We start from the raw sequence: 15,082 nt of genomic DNA, 5'->3' as shown, positions 1-15,082 counted from the left end.
TCGCCGTAACCAGTGATTCAGACAAGCTTGCGACCCTCACTCAATGCAGCCCGCCGTGCCCGACCCTCCCCCCATGAACGGGAAGCTTCGCCTCACCCCGGCACTCTCCGACGCGCCTATCGGTGTCCCCGCGCGGAAGAATGGGTCCATGAGCCAGCCCAGCACGCAAGGACAGGTCCAGCACGCCCAGCCCTCCGTCGGCTCCATCGCCGCGCACCGCCCCCACACGCTGTCCGCCGCCGTATCGGATCTCGACCCCGACATCGACGCCGATCTCGACGCGTACGACGAGGACGGCCAGATAGGGCACGACGGCCAGGAGCTTCCGCAGGGCCGTTTCCTGGACCGGGAGCGCAGCTGGCTCGCCTTCAACGAGCGGGTGCTCGAACTCGCCGAGGATCCGAATACGCCACTCCTCGAACGGGCTAATTTCCTGGCGATCTTCGCCTCGAACCTCGACGAGTTCTTCATGGTCCGCGTGGCAGGACTCAAGCGGCGCATCGCGACCGGCGTCGCCACCCGTTCGGCCTCAGGGCTCCAGCCCCGCGAGGTCCTGGAACTGATCTGGAACCGTTCCCGCGAACTCATGGCCCGCCACGCCGCCTGCTACCAGGAAGACGTCGCCCCCGGCCTCGCCGACGAGGGCATCCACCTGGTCCGCTGGAACGAGCTGACCGAGAAGGAGCAGTCCCGCCTCTTCACGCTCTTCCGGCAGCAGATCTTCCCCGTCCTGACCCCCCTCGCGGTCGACCCGGCGCACCCCTTCCCGTACATCTCGGGGCTCTCGCTCAACCTCGCCGTGGTCGTACGCAACCCGGTGTCGGGGCACACTCACTTTGCGCGCGTGAAGGTCCCGCCGCTCCTCTCCCGCTTCCTTGAGGCCTCCCCGCAGCGGTACGTCCCCATCGAGGACGTCATCGCCGCTCCCGCGCACCTCGCGGAGCTGTTCCCGGGCATGGAGATCCAGGAGCACCACATGTTCCGGCTCACCCGGAACGAGGACCTGGAGGTGGAGGAGGACGATGCCGAGAACCTCCTCCAGGCCCTGGAGAAGGAGCTCATGCGGCGCCGCTTCGGGCCGCCGGTGCGCCTTGAGGTCGAGGAGTCCATCGACCGGAACGTCCTTGACCTCCTCGTACGCGAGCTGAAGATCAGCGAGGCCGAGGTCTATCCGCTGCCGGGCCCGCTCGACCTGACCGGGCTCTTCGGCATCTCGGCCCTCGACCGGCCCGAGCTGAAGTACCCGAAGTTCATCGCGGGCACGCACCGCGACCTCGCCGAGGTGGAGTCCGCTTCGGCGCCCGACATCTTCGCCGCCCTTCGCGAACGCGACGTACTCCTGCATCACCCGTACGACTCGTTCTCCACGTCCGTGCAGGCCTTCCTGGAGCAGGCCGCCGCCGACCCGGACGTGCTTGCCATCAAGCAGACGCTGTACCGGACGTCCGGCGACTCCCCCATAGTCGACGCGCTGATCGACGCCGCCGAGTCGGGCAAGCAGGTGCTCGTCCTGGTCGAGATCAAGGCGCGCTTCGACGAGCAGGCGAACATCAAGTGGGCGCGGAAGCTGGAGGAGGCCGGCTGCCATGTCGTCTATGGCCTGGTCGGTCTGAAGACCCACTGCAAGCTGTCGCTCGTCGTCCGTCAGGAGGGCGAGACGCTGGTCCGCTACTCGCACGTGGGTACGGGCAACTACCACCCCAAGACGGCCCGCCTCTACGAGGACCTGGGGCTGCTCACCGCCAAGCGTGAGGTGGGCGCGGACCTCTCCGACCTCTTCAACCGGCTCTCCGGCTACTCGCGGCGCGAGACCTACCGCCGGCTGCTCGTGGCACCGAAGTCCCTGCGCGACGGTCTGGTCTCCCGCATCGAGAAGGAGATCCAGCACCACCGCGCGGGCCGCCCCGCCTACGTACGCATCAAGGTCAACTCGATGGTCGACGAGGCCATCGTGGACTCCCTCTACCGCGCATCGCAGGCGGGTGTGCCGGTGGACGTGTGGGTGCGCGGGATCTGCGCGGTGCGGCCCGGGGTCGTGGGGCTCTCGGAGACGATCCGGGTCCGCTCCGTGCTCGGCCGCTTCCTGGAGCACTCCCGTGTCTTCGCCTTCGCCAACGCGGGCGAGCCCGAGGTGTGGATCGGCAGCGCCGACATGATGCACCGCAACCTCGACCGACGTATCGAGGCGCTGGTCAGGGTCACCGACCCGGCACACCGGGCAGCGCTCAACCGGCTCCTGGAGACCGGCATGTCGGACACCACAGCCTCCTGGCACCTGGGCGCGGACGGCAACTGGACCCGGCACGCCCTTGACCCGGAGGGCCAGCCCCTGCGGAACGTACAGGAGATGCTCATAGACGCCCGGAGGCGCCGGCGTGGCACAGCAAAACCTTGAGACGACGGCGGGCGACGTCCTGGCGGCCTACCTGCGGGGGCAGGCCACGGAGTTCCTGCGCTCGCTGCGGCTGCACCGCGAGTCGACGACGGACGCGCAGGGCGCGGAGGAGTCCCTTCAGGCGGCCCGCGCCCTGCGCCGCGCGGCCCGCCGCATCGGCGGCACCCTGCACACGTTCCGCCCGCTCCTGGAGCAGGAGTGGGCGGCGGGACTGCGCCCCGAACTGGCGTGGCTGTCGGGCACGTTGGCACGGGAGCACGCGTACGGGGCCCGCCTGGAGCGCCTCCTGGACGCCCTGCACCGCTTGTCGGGGGCGCCGGGGGTGCCGGCGCCCGCCATCGCCGCGGCGGGCAGTCGTACCGCACGGCGAAACGGCCAGCCCGTACCCCAAGGCGGGGCGCCGACCGGCCTGACGGTGGGTGCGGCCAAGGCAGCAGCGTTGCTGGAGCGCCAGCTGACCCTGGCGCGGACCAGGGCTCACTCGGGCGCCCTCCAAGCCTTCGGCTCCTCCCGCTTCCATGCGGTGGCCGACAGCGTGGCGGTACTGGCCAGCGAGGTCCCACTGACCCGAGCGGCGGAGGACCTGAAACCGCTGGCCGCCCGGGCCGAGGAAAACCTCGCCGAAGCCGTCACCGCCCTCCCCCTCGGCCAGGCGGGCCACCCCTACAACGCGGAGGCCCTGGCCCACGGCCTCGGGGCGGACGCGGCCCCCGAGGCCCAGGACGCCCCCTGGCTGAAGACGCGCGCCCTGCTGCGGCTGCACAGGTACGCCCAGGAGGTGCTCACCGCGGGCCCTGGCGAAGACCCCCGCCTGACGGACGCGACCCTCGCCCTGGACCGCCACCGGGAGGCCGCCGAAGCGGCGACGGCCGCGGCCTCGGCCGCCCGCACCCCCCGCATCGCCCCGGCGACCGCCTACGCCCTGGGCGTCCTGCACGCCGATCAGCGCCACGAGGTGGAGGCGGCCCGCTTCGAATTCCACCAGGCCTGGCTGCACGAGGTGGTGGGCACCCCGTGACGCGCGCCCCCGGCCCCACCGTCCTGGCAGCGGGCTGCGTCCTGTGGCGTCACTCGCCGCACGACGGGGAGCTGGAGATCTGCCTGGTCCACAGGCCGAAGTACGACGACTGGTCGCACCCCAAAGGCAAGCTGAAGCGAGCCGAGACCCCCCTCGACGGCGCCTTGCGCGAGGTGGAGGAGGAAACCGGCCACCGCTGCACCCCTGGCGCCCGCCTCCCCACGGTCCGCTATGTGGCCCAGGGCCGCCCCAAAGAGGTCAGTTACTGGGCGGCGGAGGCGACGGAGGGCCACTTCGAGCCCAACAGCGAAGTGGACCGCATCATCTGGCTCGCCCCGACGGCGGCGCGCAACCGCCTCACGCAGCCCCGCGACCAGCACCTCGTCGACGCCCTGCTCAGCGTCCTCAACCCGGCGTAATCGATCCGCTACGTTCCGTAGCACATCGCCTAACCAGGCCGACCGCCGAGGTTCACCCCCCGTTCACTCATGCCCTTCGGCCGCTTCACCTGCCCTGCCTAATTTCAGCCTTACAACACAACGTAAGACCGCAGGACGGCACAACCGCAGCACCGCAGCACCGCAGCACCTGCAACGACGAAGACCTCGCACGCCGCCAGCAAAGGGCCGGCGGCACCCGGAAGGAAGACCCGACAGTGAAGCTTCAGCGCAAGAACCGGCTCCGCGCCCTCTCCCTCGGCGCCATCGCCGTCTCCGGCGCCCTGGCCCTCACGGCGTGCGGCTCCGACGACACGAGCGGCGGCAGCGGTGGCACCGGCGAGAAGACCAACGCCAACGCCAACATCAAGTGTGATGACGCCAAGGGCCAGCTCGCGGCCTCCGGTTCGTCCGCGCAGAAGAACGCGATCGACGCCTGGCGGAAGGTCTACTCGACCACCTGCAAGGACGTTCAGCTGAACTACAACCCCACGGGTTCCGGCGCCGGCATCACCGCGTTCATGCAGGGCCAGACCGCCTTCGCGGGCTCCGACTCGGCGCTCAAGCCCGAGGAGATCGCGGCGTCGAAGAAGGTCTGCAAGAACAGCCAGGCCATCGACCTGCCGATGGTCGGCGGCCCGATCGCGGTCGGCTACAACGTGCCGGGCGTGGACAACCTCGTCCTGGACGCCGAGACCCTCGCCAAGATCTTCGACGACAAGATCAAGACCTGGGACGACAAGGCGATCCAGAAGCTGAACCCCGACGCCAAGCTCCCCAAGACCAAGATCCAGGCGTTCCACCGCTCGGACGAGTCCGGCACCACGGACAACTTCACCAAGTACCTCAAGGGCGCCGCCCCCTCCGCCTGGTCGCACGAGCCCGGCAAGTCCTGGGTGGCCAAGGGCGGCCAGTCCGCCAACGGCTCCTCCGGTGTCGCGGGCCAGGTCAAGCAGACCGAGGGCGCCATCTCCTACTTCGAGCTCTCCTACGCCTCCGACGGCATCAACACGGTCGACCTGCAGACCGAGGCCAAGGAGCCGGTGAAGGCCACCGTCGACAACGCCTCCGAGGCCATCTCCGAGGCCAAGGTCGTCGGCAAGGGCAAGGACCTCGCCCTTGAGCTGAACTACAAGCCCACCGCCGAGGGCGCCTACCCGATCACCCTGGTGACGTACGAGGTCCTCTGCGAGAAGGGCAACAAGGCCGACACTCTCGCCGCGACCAAGTCCTTCCTGACCTACATCGCCAGCGAGGACGGCCAGAAGGTCCTCAAGGAGAACGACTACGCGCCGATCCCGGCCGAGATCATCTCCAAGGTCCGCACGACCGTCGCGGGCCTGAGCTAGTTGAACCGAGTGCGGCCGGCCCCGTGAACCAGGGCCGGCCGCACCGTCCGGTGCACCGCCGCCAGGAGCAACTCCCGTACATCACACGGCTGCTGCTCCGCAGACCGGAGAATCCCATGGATATACCAAGCAGTACGACAGCACCCCCACCCCTCGACGACGTACGGCCATCGGGCATCACGCCCAAGCGCCCCCGCCGCGGCGCGACCCGCCCCGGCGACCGGATCTTCCTCGGCCTCTCCCGCGGCTCCGGCATCACACTGCTCGTGATCATGGCCGCCATCGCGGCCTTCCTGTCCTACCGCGCGGCCCTCGCCCTCGCGGACAACACGGGCAACTTCCTCACCACCTTCGAGTGGGACCCGGCCGGCATCGCCACCGGCGGCAAGCCCGTCTTCGGCATCGCGGTCCTGGTCTTCGGCACCGTGGTGAGCTCGGTGATCGCCCTGGTGATCGCCGTCCCCGTGGCCATCGGCATCGCGCTGTTCATCTCGCACTACGCGCCGCGCAGGCTGGCCACCCCGATCGCCTTCGTGATCGACCTCCTGGCCGCCGTGCCCTCGATCGTCTACGGCCTGTGGGGCGCCCTCGTGGTCGCCCCCAACCTGACCGGCCTCTACAGCTGGCTCGACGACTACTTCGGCTGGACCGGCGTCTTCGAGTACCAGGGCGGCGCCCCGCGCTCCCTGATGACGGTGGGCATCCTGCTCGCCATCATGATCCTGCCGATCATCACGAACGTCAGCCGTGAGGTCTTCCTCCAGGTGCCGAAGATGCACGAGGAGGCCGCGCTCGCCCTCGGCGCCACGCGCTGGGAGACCATCCGCATGTCGGTGCTCCCCTTCGCCCGCTCGGGCGTGATCTCCGCCTCGATGCTGGGCCTCGGCCGTGCGCTCGGCGAGACGATCGCCGTGGCCACCGTGCTCTCCCCGACCTTCCTCATCAGCGCGTCCGTGCTCGACCCCGGCGGCGGCACCTTCGCGCAGAACATCGCCAGCAAGTTCAACGAAGCCAGCGAGTACGGCCGTGACGCGCTCATCGCATCCGGCCTTGTCCTCTTCGTCATCACCCTGCTGGTCAACGGCGCGGCCCGCCTGATCATCGCGCGCCGCAAGGAGTACTCGGGGGCCAACGCATGAGCGCCACCATCGTCAAGCCCACGAGCCTGCGGGGCGCCCGCCTCCCGCGCTGGACACCGCTGGTCGTCGCGCTCGGCTCCGCCGCCGTCGGCATCGGCATCGGCGTGGGGGCCGGCCTGGACAGCCGCATCCAGTGGGGCCTGATCGCCGCCGTCCTCTTCATCGTCGTCTCGTACGCCGCCGCGGTCGCCGTCGAGGGCGCACGCCAGGCCAAGGACCGCCTCGCCACCTCGATGGTGTGGGTGACGTTCCTGCTGGCCGTCGTCCCGCTCGCCTCGCTGATCTACGAGACCGTCGAGCGCGGCACCAAGGTCTTCAACGGTTACTTCCTGACCCACTCCATGGGCGTGGTCGCCGACGACGAGCCCGGCGGCGGCATCTACCACGCGATCATCGGCACCGGCGAGCAGGTGCTCCTGGCCTCCGTGATCGCCGTGCCGCTCGGCCTGTTCACCGCGATCTACCTCGTCGAGTACGGGCGCGGAAAGCTCGCCAAGGCCGTCACGTTCTTCGTGGACGTCATGACGGGCATCCCCTCGATCGTCGCGGGCCTGTTCGTGCTCAGCTTCTGGATCCTGATCCTCGGCTTCGACTTCTCCGGCTGGGCCGGCGCCATGGCGCTCGCCATCCTGATGATGCCGGTGGTCGTGCGCTCCACGGAGGAGATGCTCAAGCTCGTACCGAACGAGCTGCGGGAGGCGTCACTCGCCCTCGGCATCCCGAAGTGGCGCACGATCCTGAAGGTGGTCCTGCCCACCGCGATCGGCGGCATCACCACCGGCGTCATGCTCGCGGTCGCCCGTATCGCGGGCGAGACCGCGCCGGTGCTGCTCCTGGTCTGGGTCAACCCCATGATCAACACGAACCCGTTCGAAGGCTCGCAGGCCTCGCTGCCGCTGTACATCTACCAGCAGTACGCGGCAGGCAACCAGGCCGGCTACGACCGCGCCTGGGCGGCGGCGCTCGCCCTCATCGGCTTCATCATGATCCTCAACCTGGCGGCCCGCGGCGTAGCCCGCTGGAAGGCCCCCAAGACGGGCCGCTGAAGCGGCCACCTCAGCGACCTCTCTGTAACCCCCTGAAGGCAGTGATCCCCATGGCCAAGCGAATCGACGTATCGGGCCTGACCGCGTACTACAGCTCCCACAAGGCCATCGAGGACATCTCGATGACCGTGGAACCCCGCTCCGTGACGGCCTTCATCGGCCCCTCCGGCTGCGGCAAGTCCACGTTCCTGCGCACCCTCAACCGCATGCACGAGGTCACCACCGGTGGCCGCGTCGAGGGCAAGGTGCTCCTGGACGACGAGGACCTCTACGGCCCGGGCGTCGACCCGGTCGCCGTGCGCCGCACGATCGGCATGGTGTTCCAGCGCCCGAACCCCTTCCCGACGATGTCGATCTTCGACAACGTGGCGGCGGGCCTGCGGCTCAACGGCTCGTACAAGAAGAGCGAGTTGAACTCCGTCGTCGAGAAGTCCCTCAAGGGCGCCAACCTCTGGAACGAGGTCAAGGACCGCCTGAACAAGCCCGGCTCGGGCCTCTCCGGCGGCCAGCAGCAGCGTCTGTGCATCGCGCGGGCGATCGCGGTCGAGCCCCAGGTCCTGCTCATGGACGAGCCCTGCTCGGCCCTTGACCCGATCTCGACCCTCGCCATCGAGGACCTGATCGGCGAGCTGAAGGAGCGCTTCACGATCGTCATCGTGACGCACAACATGCAGCAGGCGGCGCGCGTCTCGGACCGTACGGCCTTCTTCAACCTCGCCGCGGTGGGCCAGCCCGGCAAGCTCGTCGAGATCGACGAGACGGAGCGGATCTTCTCCAACCCGTCCGTGCAGGCGACCGAGGACTACATCTCGGGCCGCTTCGGCTAGGCCACGCCCGGATATCCCCGACTCCTTGCGGTGCTGCATGGCGGTGCCACCGCAGGGGCAACAAAGAAAGGCCCGCCCCCTGGCTCCCGGGGGGCGGGCCTTTCCAATGTCGCTTTCGCCGTACCGCGTTGCTACAGGAACGCCAGATTCACGATCCAGAAACTGACGGCGGCGACAATCGCCGCGGCGGGCATCGTGATGAACCAGCCCAGAATGATGTTCTTGGCGACGCCCCAGCGCACGGCATTGACGCGCTTGGTCGCACCCACACCCATGATCGCGGAAGTGATCACATGCGTGGTGGAGATCGGCGCGTGGAACATGAACGCGGTGGTGAACATGATGCCCGCGCCCGTGGTCTCCGCGGCGAATCCCTGCGGCGGGTCCAATTCGATGATCTTGCGGCCGAGGGTCCGCATGATGCGCCAGCCACCCGCGTACGTACCCAGGGAGAGCATCAGCGCACAGGCGATCTTGACCCAGATCGGAATGGGCGCGTCGGCGCTCTGCACATCGGAGATGACCAGCGCCATCACCACAATGCCCATGGTCTTCTGCGCGTCCTGCAGACCGTGTCCGAGAGCCATACCGGCCGCGGACACCGTCTGCGCGATGCGGAATCCGCGCTTGGCCTTGTGCGGGTTCGACTTGCGGAACATCCACATGATCGCGCACATCACCAGATAACCGGCGACAAGACCGACAAGGGGTGAGATGAACATCGGAATCACGACCTTGTCGAGGACTCCGGACCAGATCACCCCGATTCCACCGGCGAGCGCGGCTCCGACCATTCCACCGAAGAGTGCGTGGGAGGAGGACGAAGGCAGCCCGAAATACCAGGTGATGAGGTTCCAGACGATGGCGCCCACCAGAGCGGCGAAGAGGATCCACATCCCCTTGTTGCCTTCCGGCGTCTCGATCAAGCCCTTACTGACCGTCTTGGCGACACCGCTGCCCATGAAGGCGCCCGCGAGGTTCATGACGGCGGCCATCGCGAGCGCCGCACGGGGTGTCAGCGCACGCGTGGAAACGGAAGTGGCAATGGCGTTCGCAGAGTCGTGAAAGCCATTCGTATACGTAAATCCGAGCGCGACGCCAATGGTCACGATCAAAGCAAAGGTGTCCATGGAGAGGCCTCAGGACTCCTTGACCGCGATGGTCTCCACCGTGTTCGCGACGTGCTCGAACGCATCGGCCGCCTCTTCGAGCACGTCGACGATCTGCTTCAGCTTCAGCACTTCCATGGCGTCGTACTTGCCGTTGAAGAGCTGGGCGAGAAGCTTGCGGTGAATTTGGTCGGCCTGGTTCTCCAGGCGGTTGACCTCGATCCAGTACTCGGTGAGGTTGTCCATCGTCCGCAGATTCGGCATGGCCTCGGCCGTGAGCTCGGCGGCTCGCGACAGGACCTCGATCTGCTGCTCGACTCCCTTGGGGAGTTCCTCGACCTGGTAGAGGACGACCAGGTCGACGGCCTCCTCCATGAAGTCCATGATGTCGTCGAGGCACGAGGCCAGGTTGTAGATGTCCTCACGGTCGAACGGCGTGATGAAGGAGGAGTTCAGCTGGTGGAAGATCGCGTGAGTCGCGTCGTCTCCAGCGTGTTCCGCTGCCCGCATACGCTCTGCGATCTCGGCTCGGGCGGAGGCGTCAGCCCCGAGCAGTTCCATCAGGAGCTTCGAGCCCGTGACAATGTTGTCCGCGGATGCGGCGAACATGTCGTAGAAGCTCGTCTCCCTGGGCGTCAGACGAAAGCGCACGTGGGGTCCTCGGGGTGCTTTGGATTCGGTCAGGCTGATGCTAGGCGCATCATCCGGCCACGGCTAACCGGCCAGACCCCAGTGTCGCCCATCAGGCACAGTGATCCGCACGCCCCCCGAGCAATCGAGTATCCTATACCCACCCGGGGTATAGGAAAAGCCAGTGGCTTCCCTTTGACTGCCCAGCAAGGCGACTGTCCAATCAGGAGGACGCGATGACGACCGAAGCGGCCGGTGTGGCCATGAACACCGAAGCGCCCTCCGACCCCAGCGGCCACAGCGCCCCCAACGGCCACGACCAGGGGGTCCACGGCTACCACAAGCAGAAGGACGAGCACCTCAAGCGCCTGCGCCGCATCGAGGGCCAGATCCGCGGCCTCCAGCGCATGGTCGAGGAAGACGTCTACTGCATCGACATACTCACCCAGGTCTCGGCGAGCACGAAGGCCCTGCAGTCGTTCGCGCTCCAGCTCCTCGAGGAGCACCTGCGGCACTGCGTGGCGGACGCTGCGGTCAAGGGCGGCGCGGAGATCGACGCGAAGGTCGAGGAAGCCACCAAGGCCATCGCCCGCATGATGCGCACCTGAGGCTGCCGGATATACGGGCGCGGCAGGGACCAGGCCACGCCCACCCCGGGGAACCGGGGGCCCGGGACTAATCCCGGCTATTGCCCAGCTGCTCCACGTCAGTGGCGACGTCCAGGACCTCGTCGATGCGGTCGGCACTCAGCCGTTCCTCACCAGCCGCGGCGGACGCCGCGATGATGAGTTCGCCGCACAGTTCGATCTCGGCAAGGGCAACGTGGTCCTGAACAGTCGTACCGAGCACCAGAGCCACGTCCATCACCTCTTCCTGACCTTGCTTCCTGCGGGTACCGACTTCCTAGAGTAGGGAGCGGCCTACACACCGCGCATGGCACGGACGGACCATTTCCACACCGCCGGACGCGACTAGCCGGGTCCCCCCACTCCCCCCACTCCCCCTACTTCTCGGCGATCTTCCCGGCGAAGATGTCCTCGCTCGCCGGAAGCCGCACGTTCACCCGCGCCCCGAAGTCGTACAGGAGCGTGGTCGACGCCACTTCCGCGTCGGCGACGCTGAACCGCTGGCGCAGCTTCCGCAGCCGCCCCTCCTCGTCGACGTACGCGTCGAACGGCACCCCGCCCTTGCGGAACCCTTTCGCCGCCGCTCCCAGGGCCTTCCGCTGCCCCTCGGAGGCCGACCTGGCGGCGCGCGGCAGGTCGGCGATCCCGCGGTAGTGCCGCACCGGCACGCCCGCCACCGCCGTCTCCCCGACGTACGACGCCTTCGTCACGCCCCGCAGCAGCTCGGCCGCGGCGAGCGGATCGGTGGCGCCGCCCGTGACGAGGTTCCCGTCCGAGAGGGAGGCCGTGTCGATCCGCACCCACTTGTCGGCGGGCACCCCGGCCCCGCGGTTCTTCATGTAGAGCGCGCCGCTCGCCATCAGCTCGGTGATGGGGCGGTGCTCCACCTTGCCCGCGGGGTCCTTCGGCAGCACCACGAGGAACCGCCCCACCTGCCGTCCGAAGTCGTACGCTCCCTGCCCCCGGATGGTCACCCGGGTCCCCCCGCTGGCCATCTCCATGGACGTACGCGCCTTCGAACTGCCCGCCCGGACAAGGGAGTCGGCGGTGCCCCGCACCACGGCGACCGCTTCCTCGGGGGTGCCGCGCCCGTCGTCGGCGGAGGCCCCGCCTCCCGAGCAGCCCGTGGTGACGGCCATGAGACCCACCGCCGCGGCCGCGACGACCGCCCCGCCTGTGCGCCTGCGCTGCTGCCCCATCGCCCGACTACCCCCATACCTTCCCGGGGGAGCTGTGTCCCCTCGTTCCGTGTAACGACCGGTACGTTGACCCGTCACGCGTAAGAGCGCCGGTCCGGCGTGGGTAACGTGGTGTCGTGGCCGAGCAGCGACAGGACGATCAGCACTTCACTACGACGGTCGAGCAGGGCCGATTCTGCGCGGCCCGGTGCAGCTGCGGCTGGCGCGGGCCGGCCCGCAGGGCCCGCAGCAAGGCCCGCTCGGACGCGGAGTCCCACATGTCGGGCGAGTAGACCGCGGCCCCTTCTCCAGCCCTCTGTGCTCCTCATCGGAACCCATGGGTCCCGTACGCCGTCTCGTACTCCGGGAAGCAACGGGAGGCGGGGTCATGGAGCGACGTACGTTCATCGGCACGACGGCGGCGGCAGCGGTGGCCTTGACGGCCGCGGGCTGCACCGGTTCCGGTGAGGGCAGCGGCAAGGGCGTTGGCGGGGGCGGCGGTTCCGCCTCCCGCGGCGGGAGCGGAGCGCGTTCCGGCACCGCCATCCGCACGTCGAGCGCCGCCGCGTCGGCCGCGGCGAACCTCACGGCCCTCGCCAAGGACCTGGACGGCACCCTGGTCAAGCCGGGCGAGGCGAAGTGGGCGGCGGCCCGCCAGCTCTACAACACGCGCTACGACACCCTGAAGCCGACCGCGGTCGCCTATGTCGCCAACCCCGACGACATCCGTACGACCCTGGCGTACGCCCGCGCCCACCACGTCCCGGTCTCCATACGCAACGGCGGCCACTCCTACGGGGGTTGGTCGTCCGGCACGGGACGGCTCATCGTCGACGTGTCGAAGCTGAACAAGACGCGGGCCAGTGGTTCGACGGCGACGGTCGGCGCGGGCGCCAAGCTCATCGACGTCTACCGCACGCTGGCCGCGAAGGGCGTGACGATCCCGGCGGGCTCCTGCCCGACCGTGGGCATCTCGGGCCTGACGCTTGGCGGCGGCCATGGAGTGGTGTCGCGGGCGTACGGCCTGACCTGCGACAGCCTGACCTCGGCGACGCTGATCACGGCGGACGGCAAGCAGCTGACGGCGAGCAAGAGCGAGAACAAGGACCTCTTCTGGGCGCTGCGGGGCGCTGGCAACGGAAACTTCGGCGTGGTGACGGAGCTCGGCTTCCGCACCCACGCGGCTCCGCAGGGCGTCTCGGCGTACATGTCCTGGCCCTGGTCGAAGGCGGCGGCGGTCATCAAGGCGTGGCAGGAGTGGGGCCCCGACCAGCCGGACGAGATCTGGTCGTCCGCGCACCTGGCGAACACGCCGGGCGGCACGCCCACGGTCTCGGTCGCGTGCTTCTCCCTCGGTACGTACGGCGAACTCCAGAACGCGGTGGACCGCCTGGCCGACAAGATCGGCGCCCCGGCCCGCAGCGTGTCGCTGAAGCGGCGCTCGTACGAGGAAGCCATGGAGGTGTACGCCGGCTGCTCCTCCTTCGCGGCGGACGCCCAGTGCCATCTGCCGGGCGCGACACCGGGCAGGAACCAGCAGGGCGTCCTGAACCGCGAGACGTACGCGGCGAGTTCGGACTTCTTCGACCGCTCGCTTTCGGCGGCGGGAATCCGCGCACTCCTCACCCAGGTGGAGAACGTGACGGGCGCGAGCGGGGGCAGCATCGCGCTGACGGCCCTGGGCGGCGCGATCAACCGCGTCGACCCCACGGCGACGGCCTTCGTCCACCGCCGCTCGCGGATGCTCGCGCAGTACATCGCGGCCTGGCGTCCGGGTACGTCGGGCAAGCCGGCCCAGGCATGGCTGAAAACGGCCCATGGGGCGATGGGCCGGTACGCATCGGGGGCGGCCTACCAGAACTACGCGGACCCCACGCTGACGAACTGGCGTGAGGCGTACTACGGTTCGGCGGCGCCGCGCTTGAAGAAGCTGAAGGAGCAGTACGACCCGAAGCGGTTCTTCGACTTCGCTCAGGCTCTGTAAATCAACGGCTTCGCCGAGTTCGTCCTCAAACGCCGGACGGGCTATCTATAGCCCCTCCGGCGTTTGAGGAGCGGGGTCTGGGGCGGAGCCCCAGGTAGGCCCGGGGCGCAGGCACGGTTTTCGGGAAGGGGCGGGGTTGGGGACAATTCCGTACCCCATATGGCCGCCCCCGCAACCCGAACGGCCCACCCGACACGCCCTCAGGTGGCCCACTCCCCCGGCCCCCGCTGCCCTGAAGGCATGACCCGACGAATAGCCACCGCCACAGCCACCACCGCCGCCCTACTGGCCCTGACCACCCCCACAGCCCACGCCGCCGCCACAGAGCCCGAGCACCCCGAAGCAGGAGCCCTCACAGCCATCTCCGCAGGAGTAACCACGGCAGCGGCAGGCGCCGGCTGGTGGCTGCTACGCCGCCGCCGCGAGGGAGAAGGCCAAGGCGAGAGCGCAGGCGAGGCCGGACAGCCAACCGCTACGCCGCGAGGTCCCGCTCATCCGGCCCGGCGGCAGCAGGCGGAGCCAGCTCCGACACAGCCTCACCCTCAGCCCCCTGAGACCCTTCAGCCCCCAGACCCGGCTTAGCCCACACCAGCCGACCGCCCGCCCCCGTCCGCCCGACGGCCTTGGCCACCGGCGTGAGCAGGGCCATCGCCAGCGGGGAGAGCAGCAGCGCCACGGCCGTTCCGAGCGCGAATCCGCCCACGACGTCCGTCGGATAGTGCACGCCCATAAAGACCCGGCAGAAGCCTTCGAACAAGGCGAGAGCGATGCCGACCAGACCGAACTTACGGTTGGCCACGAAAAGGCCCGCGCCGAGAGCCATCGCCAGCGTCGCGTGATCGCTCACAAAGGAAAAGTCGGTCTTTCCGGCGATCAGTACCTCAAGACCGTCATGGACCTTGAAAGGGCGAGGACGCTCGACAAATCCGCGGATCGGCACATTCACCAGAACGGCGATCCCGGCGGCGAGAGGCGCCCAGACAACCGCGGCGACCGATGAAGCGGCGTCATCCAGCGTGCCGCGCTTCCGCTGGCCCCACCAGCACCAGATGACCAGCAGGACGAGCGCGAGCAACAGCCCGTACTCACCGACGAATTCCATCGCCTTTGCCAGCCAGCCCGGCGAATCCTCGGCCAGGCCATTGATGTCGTAGAGCAGGCTGACGTCGGGGTTCGACCCGGTTGTATCGAGTCCAGCCATGATGCTGCGGCCCCTTGTCTCCTCGCCACGGACGCACCTTGCCGCGCGCCCTTCGATCAACCCCCGTGGTCAGGAACGCACGGCTCCCTCCACTACGTTCCACACTCCACCGAATGATCACTCAGACGTTATCGAAGAGAGAC

Annotated in this window: 15 protein-coding genes; 10 read left to right on the top strand and 5 right to left on the bottom strand. The window is 68.7% G+C overall.

Annotated features, from left to right (window positions below; genetic code table 11):
- The first annotated feature begins 43 nt into the window (after nucleotides 1-43).
- From ACGFX9_RS36420 to pstB, 7 genes are all read left to right on the top strand, one after another.
- Complete coding sequence (locus tag ACGFX9_RS36420; RefSeq protein WP_393483526.1) at nucleotides 44-2,395, top strand: RNA degradosome polyphosphate kinase; 2,352 nt, start codon at nucleotides 44-46, stop codon at nucleotides 2,393-2,395.
- Entirely contained in the window at nucleotides 2,376-3,413 is a 1,038-nt protein-coding gene (locus ACGFX9_RS36415; RefSeq protein ID WP_393483524.1) for a CHAD domain-containing protein, read from the top strand. Before ACGFX9_RS36420 ends, ACGFX9_RS36415 begins: the two co-directional genes overlap by 20 nt.
- Entirely contained in the window at nucleotides 3,410-3,832 is a 423-nt protein-coding gene (locus ACGFX9_RS36410; RefSeq protein ID WP_393483521.1) for an NUDIX hydrolase, read from the top strand. Before ACGFX9_RS36415 ends, ACGFX9_RS36410 begins: the two co-directional genes overlap by 4 nt.
- A 236-nt stretch (nucleotides 3,833-4,068) precedes the next feature.
- The gene (pstS, locus tag ACGFX9_RS36405; protein WP_393483518.1) at nucleotides 4,069-5,199 is read left to right on the top strand and encodes a phosphate ABC transporter substrate-binding protein PstS; all 1,131 of its coding nucleotides are present in this window, start codon (nucleotides 4,069-4,071) and stop codon (nucleotides 5,197-5,199) included.
- Nucleotides 5,200-5,315: 116 nt separating this feature from the next.
- Nucleotides 5,316-6,338: a phosphate ABC transporter permease subunit PstC gene (pstC, locus tag ACGFX9_RS36400; protein ID WP_393483515.1), complete on the top strand. Its 1,023-nt coding sequence runs from the start codon at nucleotides 5,316-5,318 to the stop codon at nucleotides 6,336-6,338.
- Nucleotides 6,335-7,384, top strand: coding sequence for a phosphate ABC transporter permease PstA (pstA, locus tag ACGFX9_RS36395; protein WP_393483512.1), 1,050 nt, complete (start codon nucleotides 6,335-6,337; stop codon nucleotides 7,382-7,384). The genes pstC and pstA overlap by 4 nt, the downstream gene beginning before the upstream one ends.
- A 50-nt stretch (nucleotides 7,385-7,434) precedes the next feature.
- On the top strand, nucleotides 7,435-8,211 hold the full coding sequence (gene pstB, locus ACGFX9_RS36390) for a phosphate ABC transporter ATP-binding protein PstB (RefSeq protein ID WP_393483509.1): 777 nt from the start codon (nucleotides 7,435-7,437) through the stop codon (nucleotides 8,209-8,211).
- Nucleotides 8,212-8,342: 131 nt separating this feature from the next.
- Here the strand turns inward: pstB and ACGFX9_RS36385 are convergent, their stop codons facing one another.
- Together ACGFX9_RS36385 and ACGFX9_RS36380 are read right to left on the bottom strand one after the other, a co-directional pair.
- The gene (locus tag ACGFX9_RS36385; protein ID WP_393483506.1) at nucleotides 8,343-9,341 is read right to left on the bottom strand and encodes an anion permease; all 999 of its coding nucleotides are present in this window, start codon (nucleotides 9,339-9,341) and stop codon (nucleotides 8,343-8,345) included.
- A 9-nt stretch (nucleotides 9,342-9,350) separates the two neighbouring features.
- On the bottom strand, nucleotides 9,351-9,971 hold the full coding sequence (locus ACGFX9_RS36380) for a DUF47 domain-containing protein (RefSeq protein WP_393483503.1): 621 nt from the start codon (nucleotides 9,969-9,971) through the stop codon (nucleotides 9,351-9,353).
- Nucleotides 9,972-10,186: 215 nt separating this feature from the next.
- Here ACGFX9_RS36380 and ACGFX9_RS36375 point away from each other — a divergent pair, with 215 nt between their 5' ends.
- The gene (locus ACGFX9_RS36375) at nucleotides 10,187-10,558 is read left to right on the top strand and encodes a metal-sensitive transcriptional regulator (RefSeq protein ID WP_393483500.1); all 372 of its coding nucleotides are present in this window, start codon (nucleotides 10,187-10,189) and stop codon (nucleotides 10,556-10,558) included.
- A gap of 67 nt (nucleotides 10,559-10,625) precedes the next feature.
- Here the strand turns inward: ACGFX9_RS36375 and ACGFX9_RS36370 are convergent, their stop codons facing one another.
- A complete protein-coding gene (locus tag ACGFX9_RS36370) occupies nucleotides 10,626-10,814 on the bottom strand; it encodes a hypothetical protein (protein WP_393483496.1) in 189 nt (62 codons plus the stop codon).
- A gap of 139 nt (nucleotides 10,815-10,953) precedes the next feature.
- The gene (locus ACGFX9_RS36365) at nucleotides 10,954-11,775 is read right to left on the bottom strand and encodes a hypothetical protein (protein WP_393483493.1); all 822 of its coding nucleotides are present in this window, start codon (nucleotides 11,773-11,775) and stop codon (nucleotides 10,954-10,956) included.
- Between the two features lie 116 nt (nucleotides 11,776-11,891).
- On the opposite strand from ACGFX9_RS36365, the gene ACGFX9_RS36360 reads away from it, so the two are divergent.
- Complete coding sequence (locus ACGFX9_RS36360) at nucleotides 11,892-12,047, top strand: hypothetical protein (RefSeq protein WP_393483490.1); 156 nt, start codon at nucleotides 11,892-11,894, stop codon at nucleotides 12,045-12,047.
- A 95-nt stretch (nucleotides 12,048-12,142) separates the two neighbouring features.
- On the top strand, nucleotides 12,143-13,738 hold the full coding sequence (locus ACGFX9_RS36355) for an FAD-binding oxidoreductase (protein ID WP_393483487.1): 1,596 nt from the start codon (nucleotides 12,143-12,145) through the stop codon (nucleotides 13,736-13,738).
- A 472-nt stretch (nucleotides 13,739-14,210) separates the two neighbouring features.
- Here ACGFX9_RS36355 and ACGFX9_RS36350 read toward each other — a convergent pair whose 3' ends face one another.
- Nucleotides 14,211-14,939 (bottom strand): phosphatase PAP2 family protein, encoded by a 729-nt coding sequence (locus ACGFX9_RS36350; protein WP_393483484.1) that lies wholly within the window; start codon nucleotides 14,937-14,939, stop codon nucleotides 14,211-14,213.
- Between the last annotated feature and the right edge of the window lie 143 nt (nucleotides 14,940-15,082).

It is taken from the genome of Streptomyces sp. NPDC048436 (assembly GCF_043200355.1).
Lineage (GTDB): Bacteria > Actinomycetota > Actinomycetes > Streptomycetales > Streptomycetaceae > Streptomyces.
The sequence above is the reverse complement of the archived record's forward strand: the minus strand, read 5'-3'. Positions and strand labels throughout refer to the sequence as shown.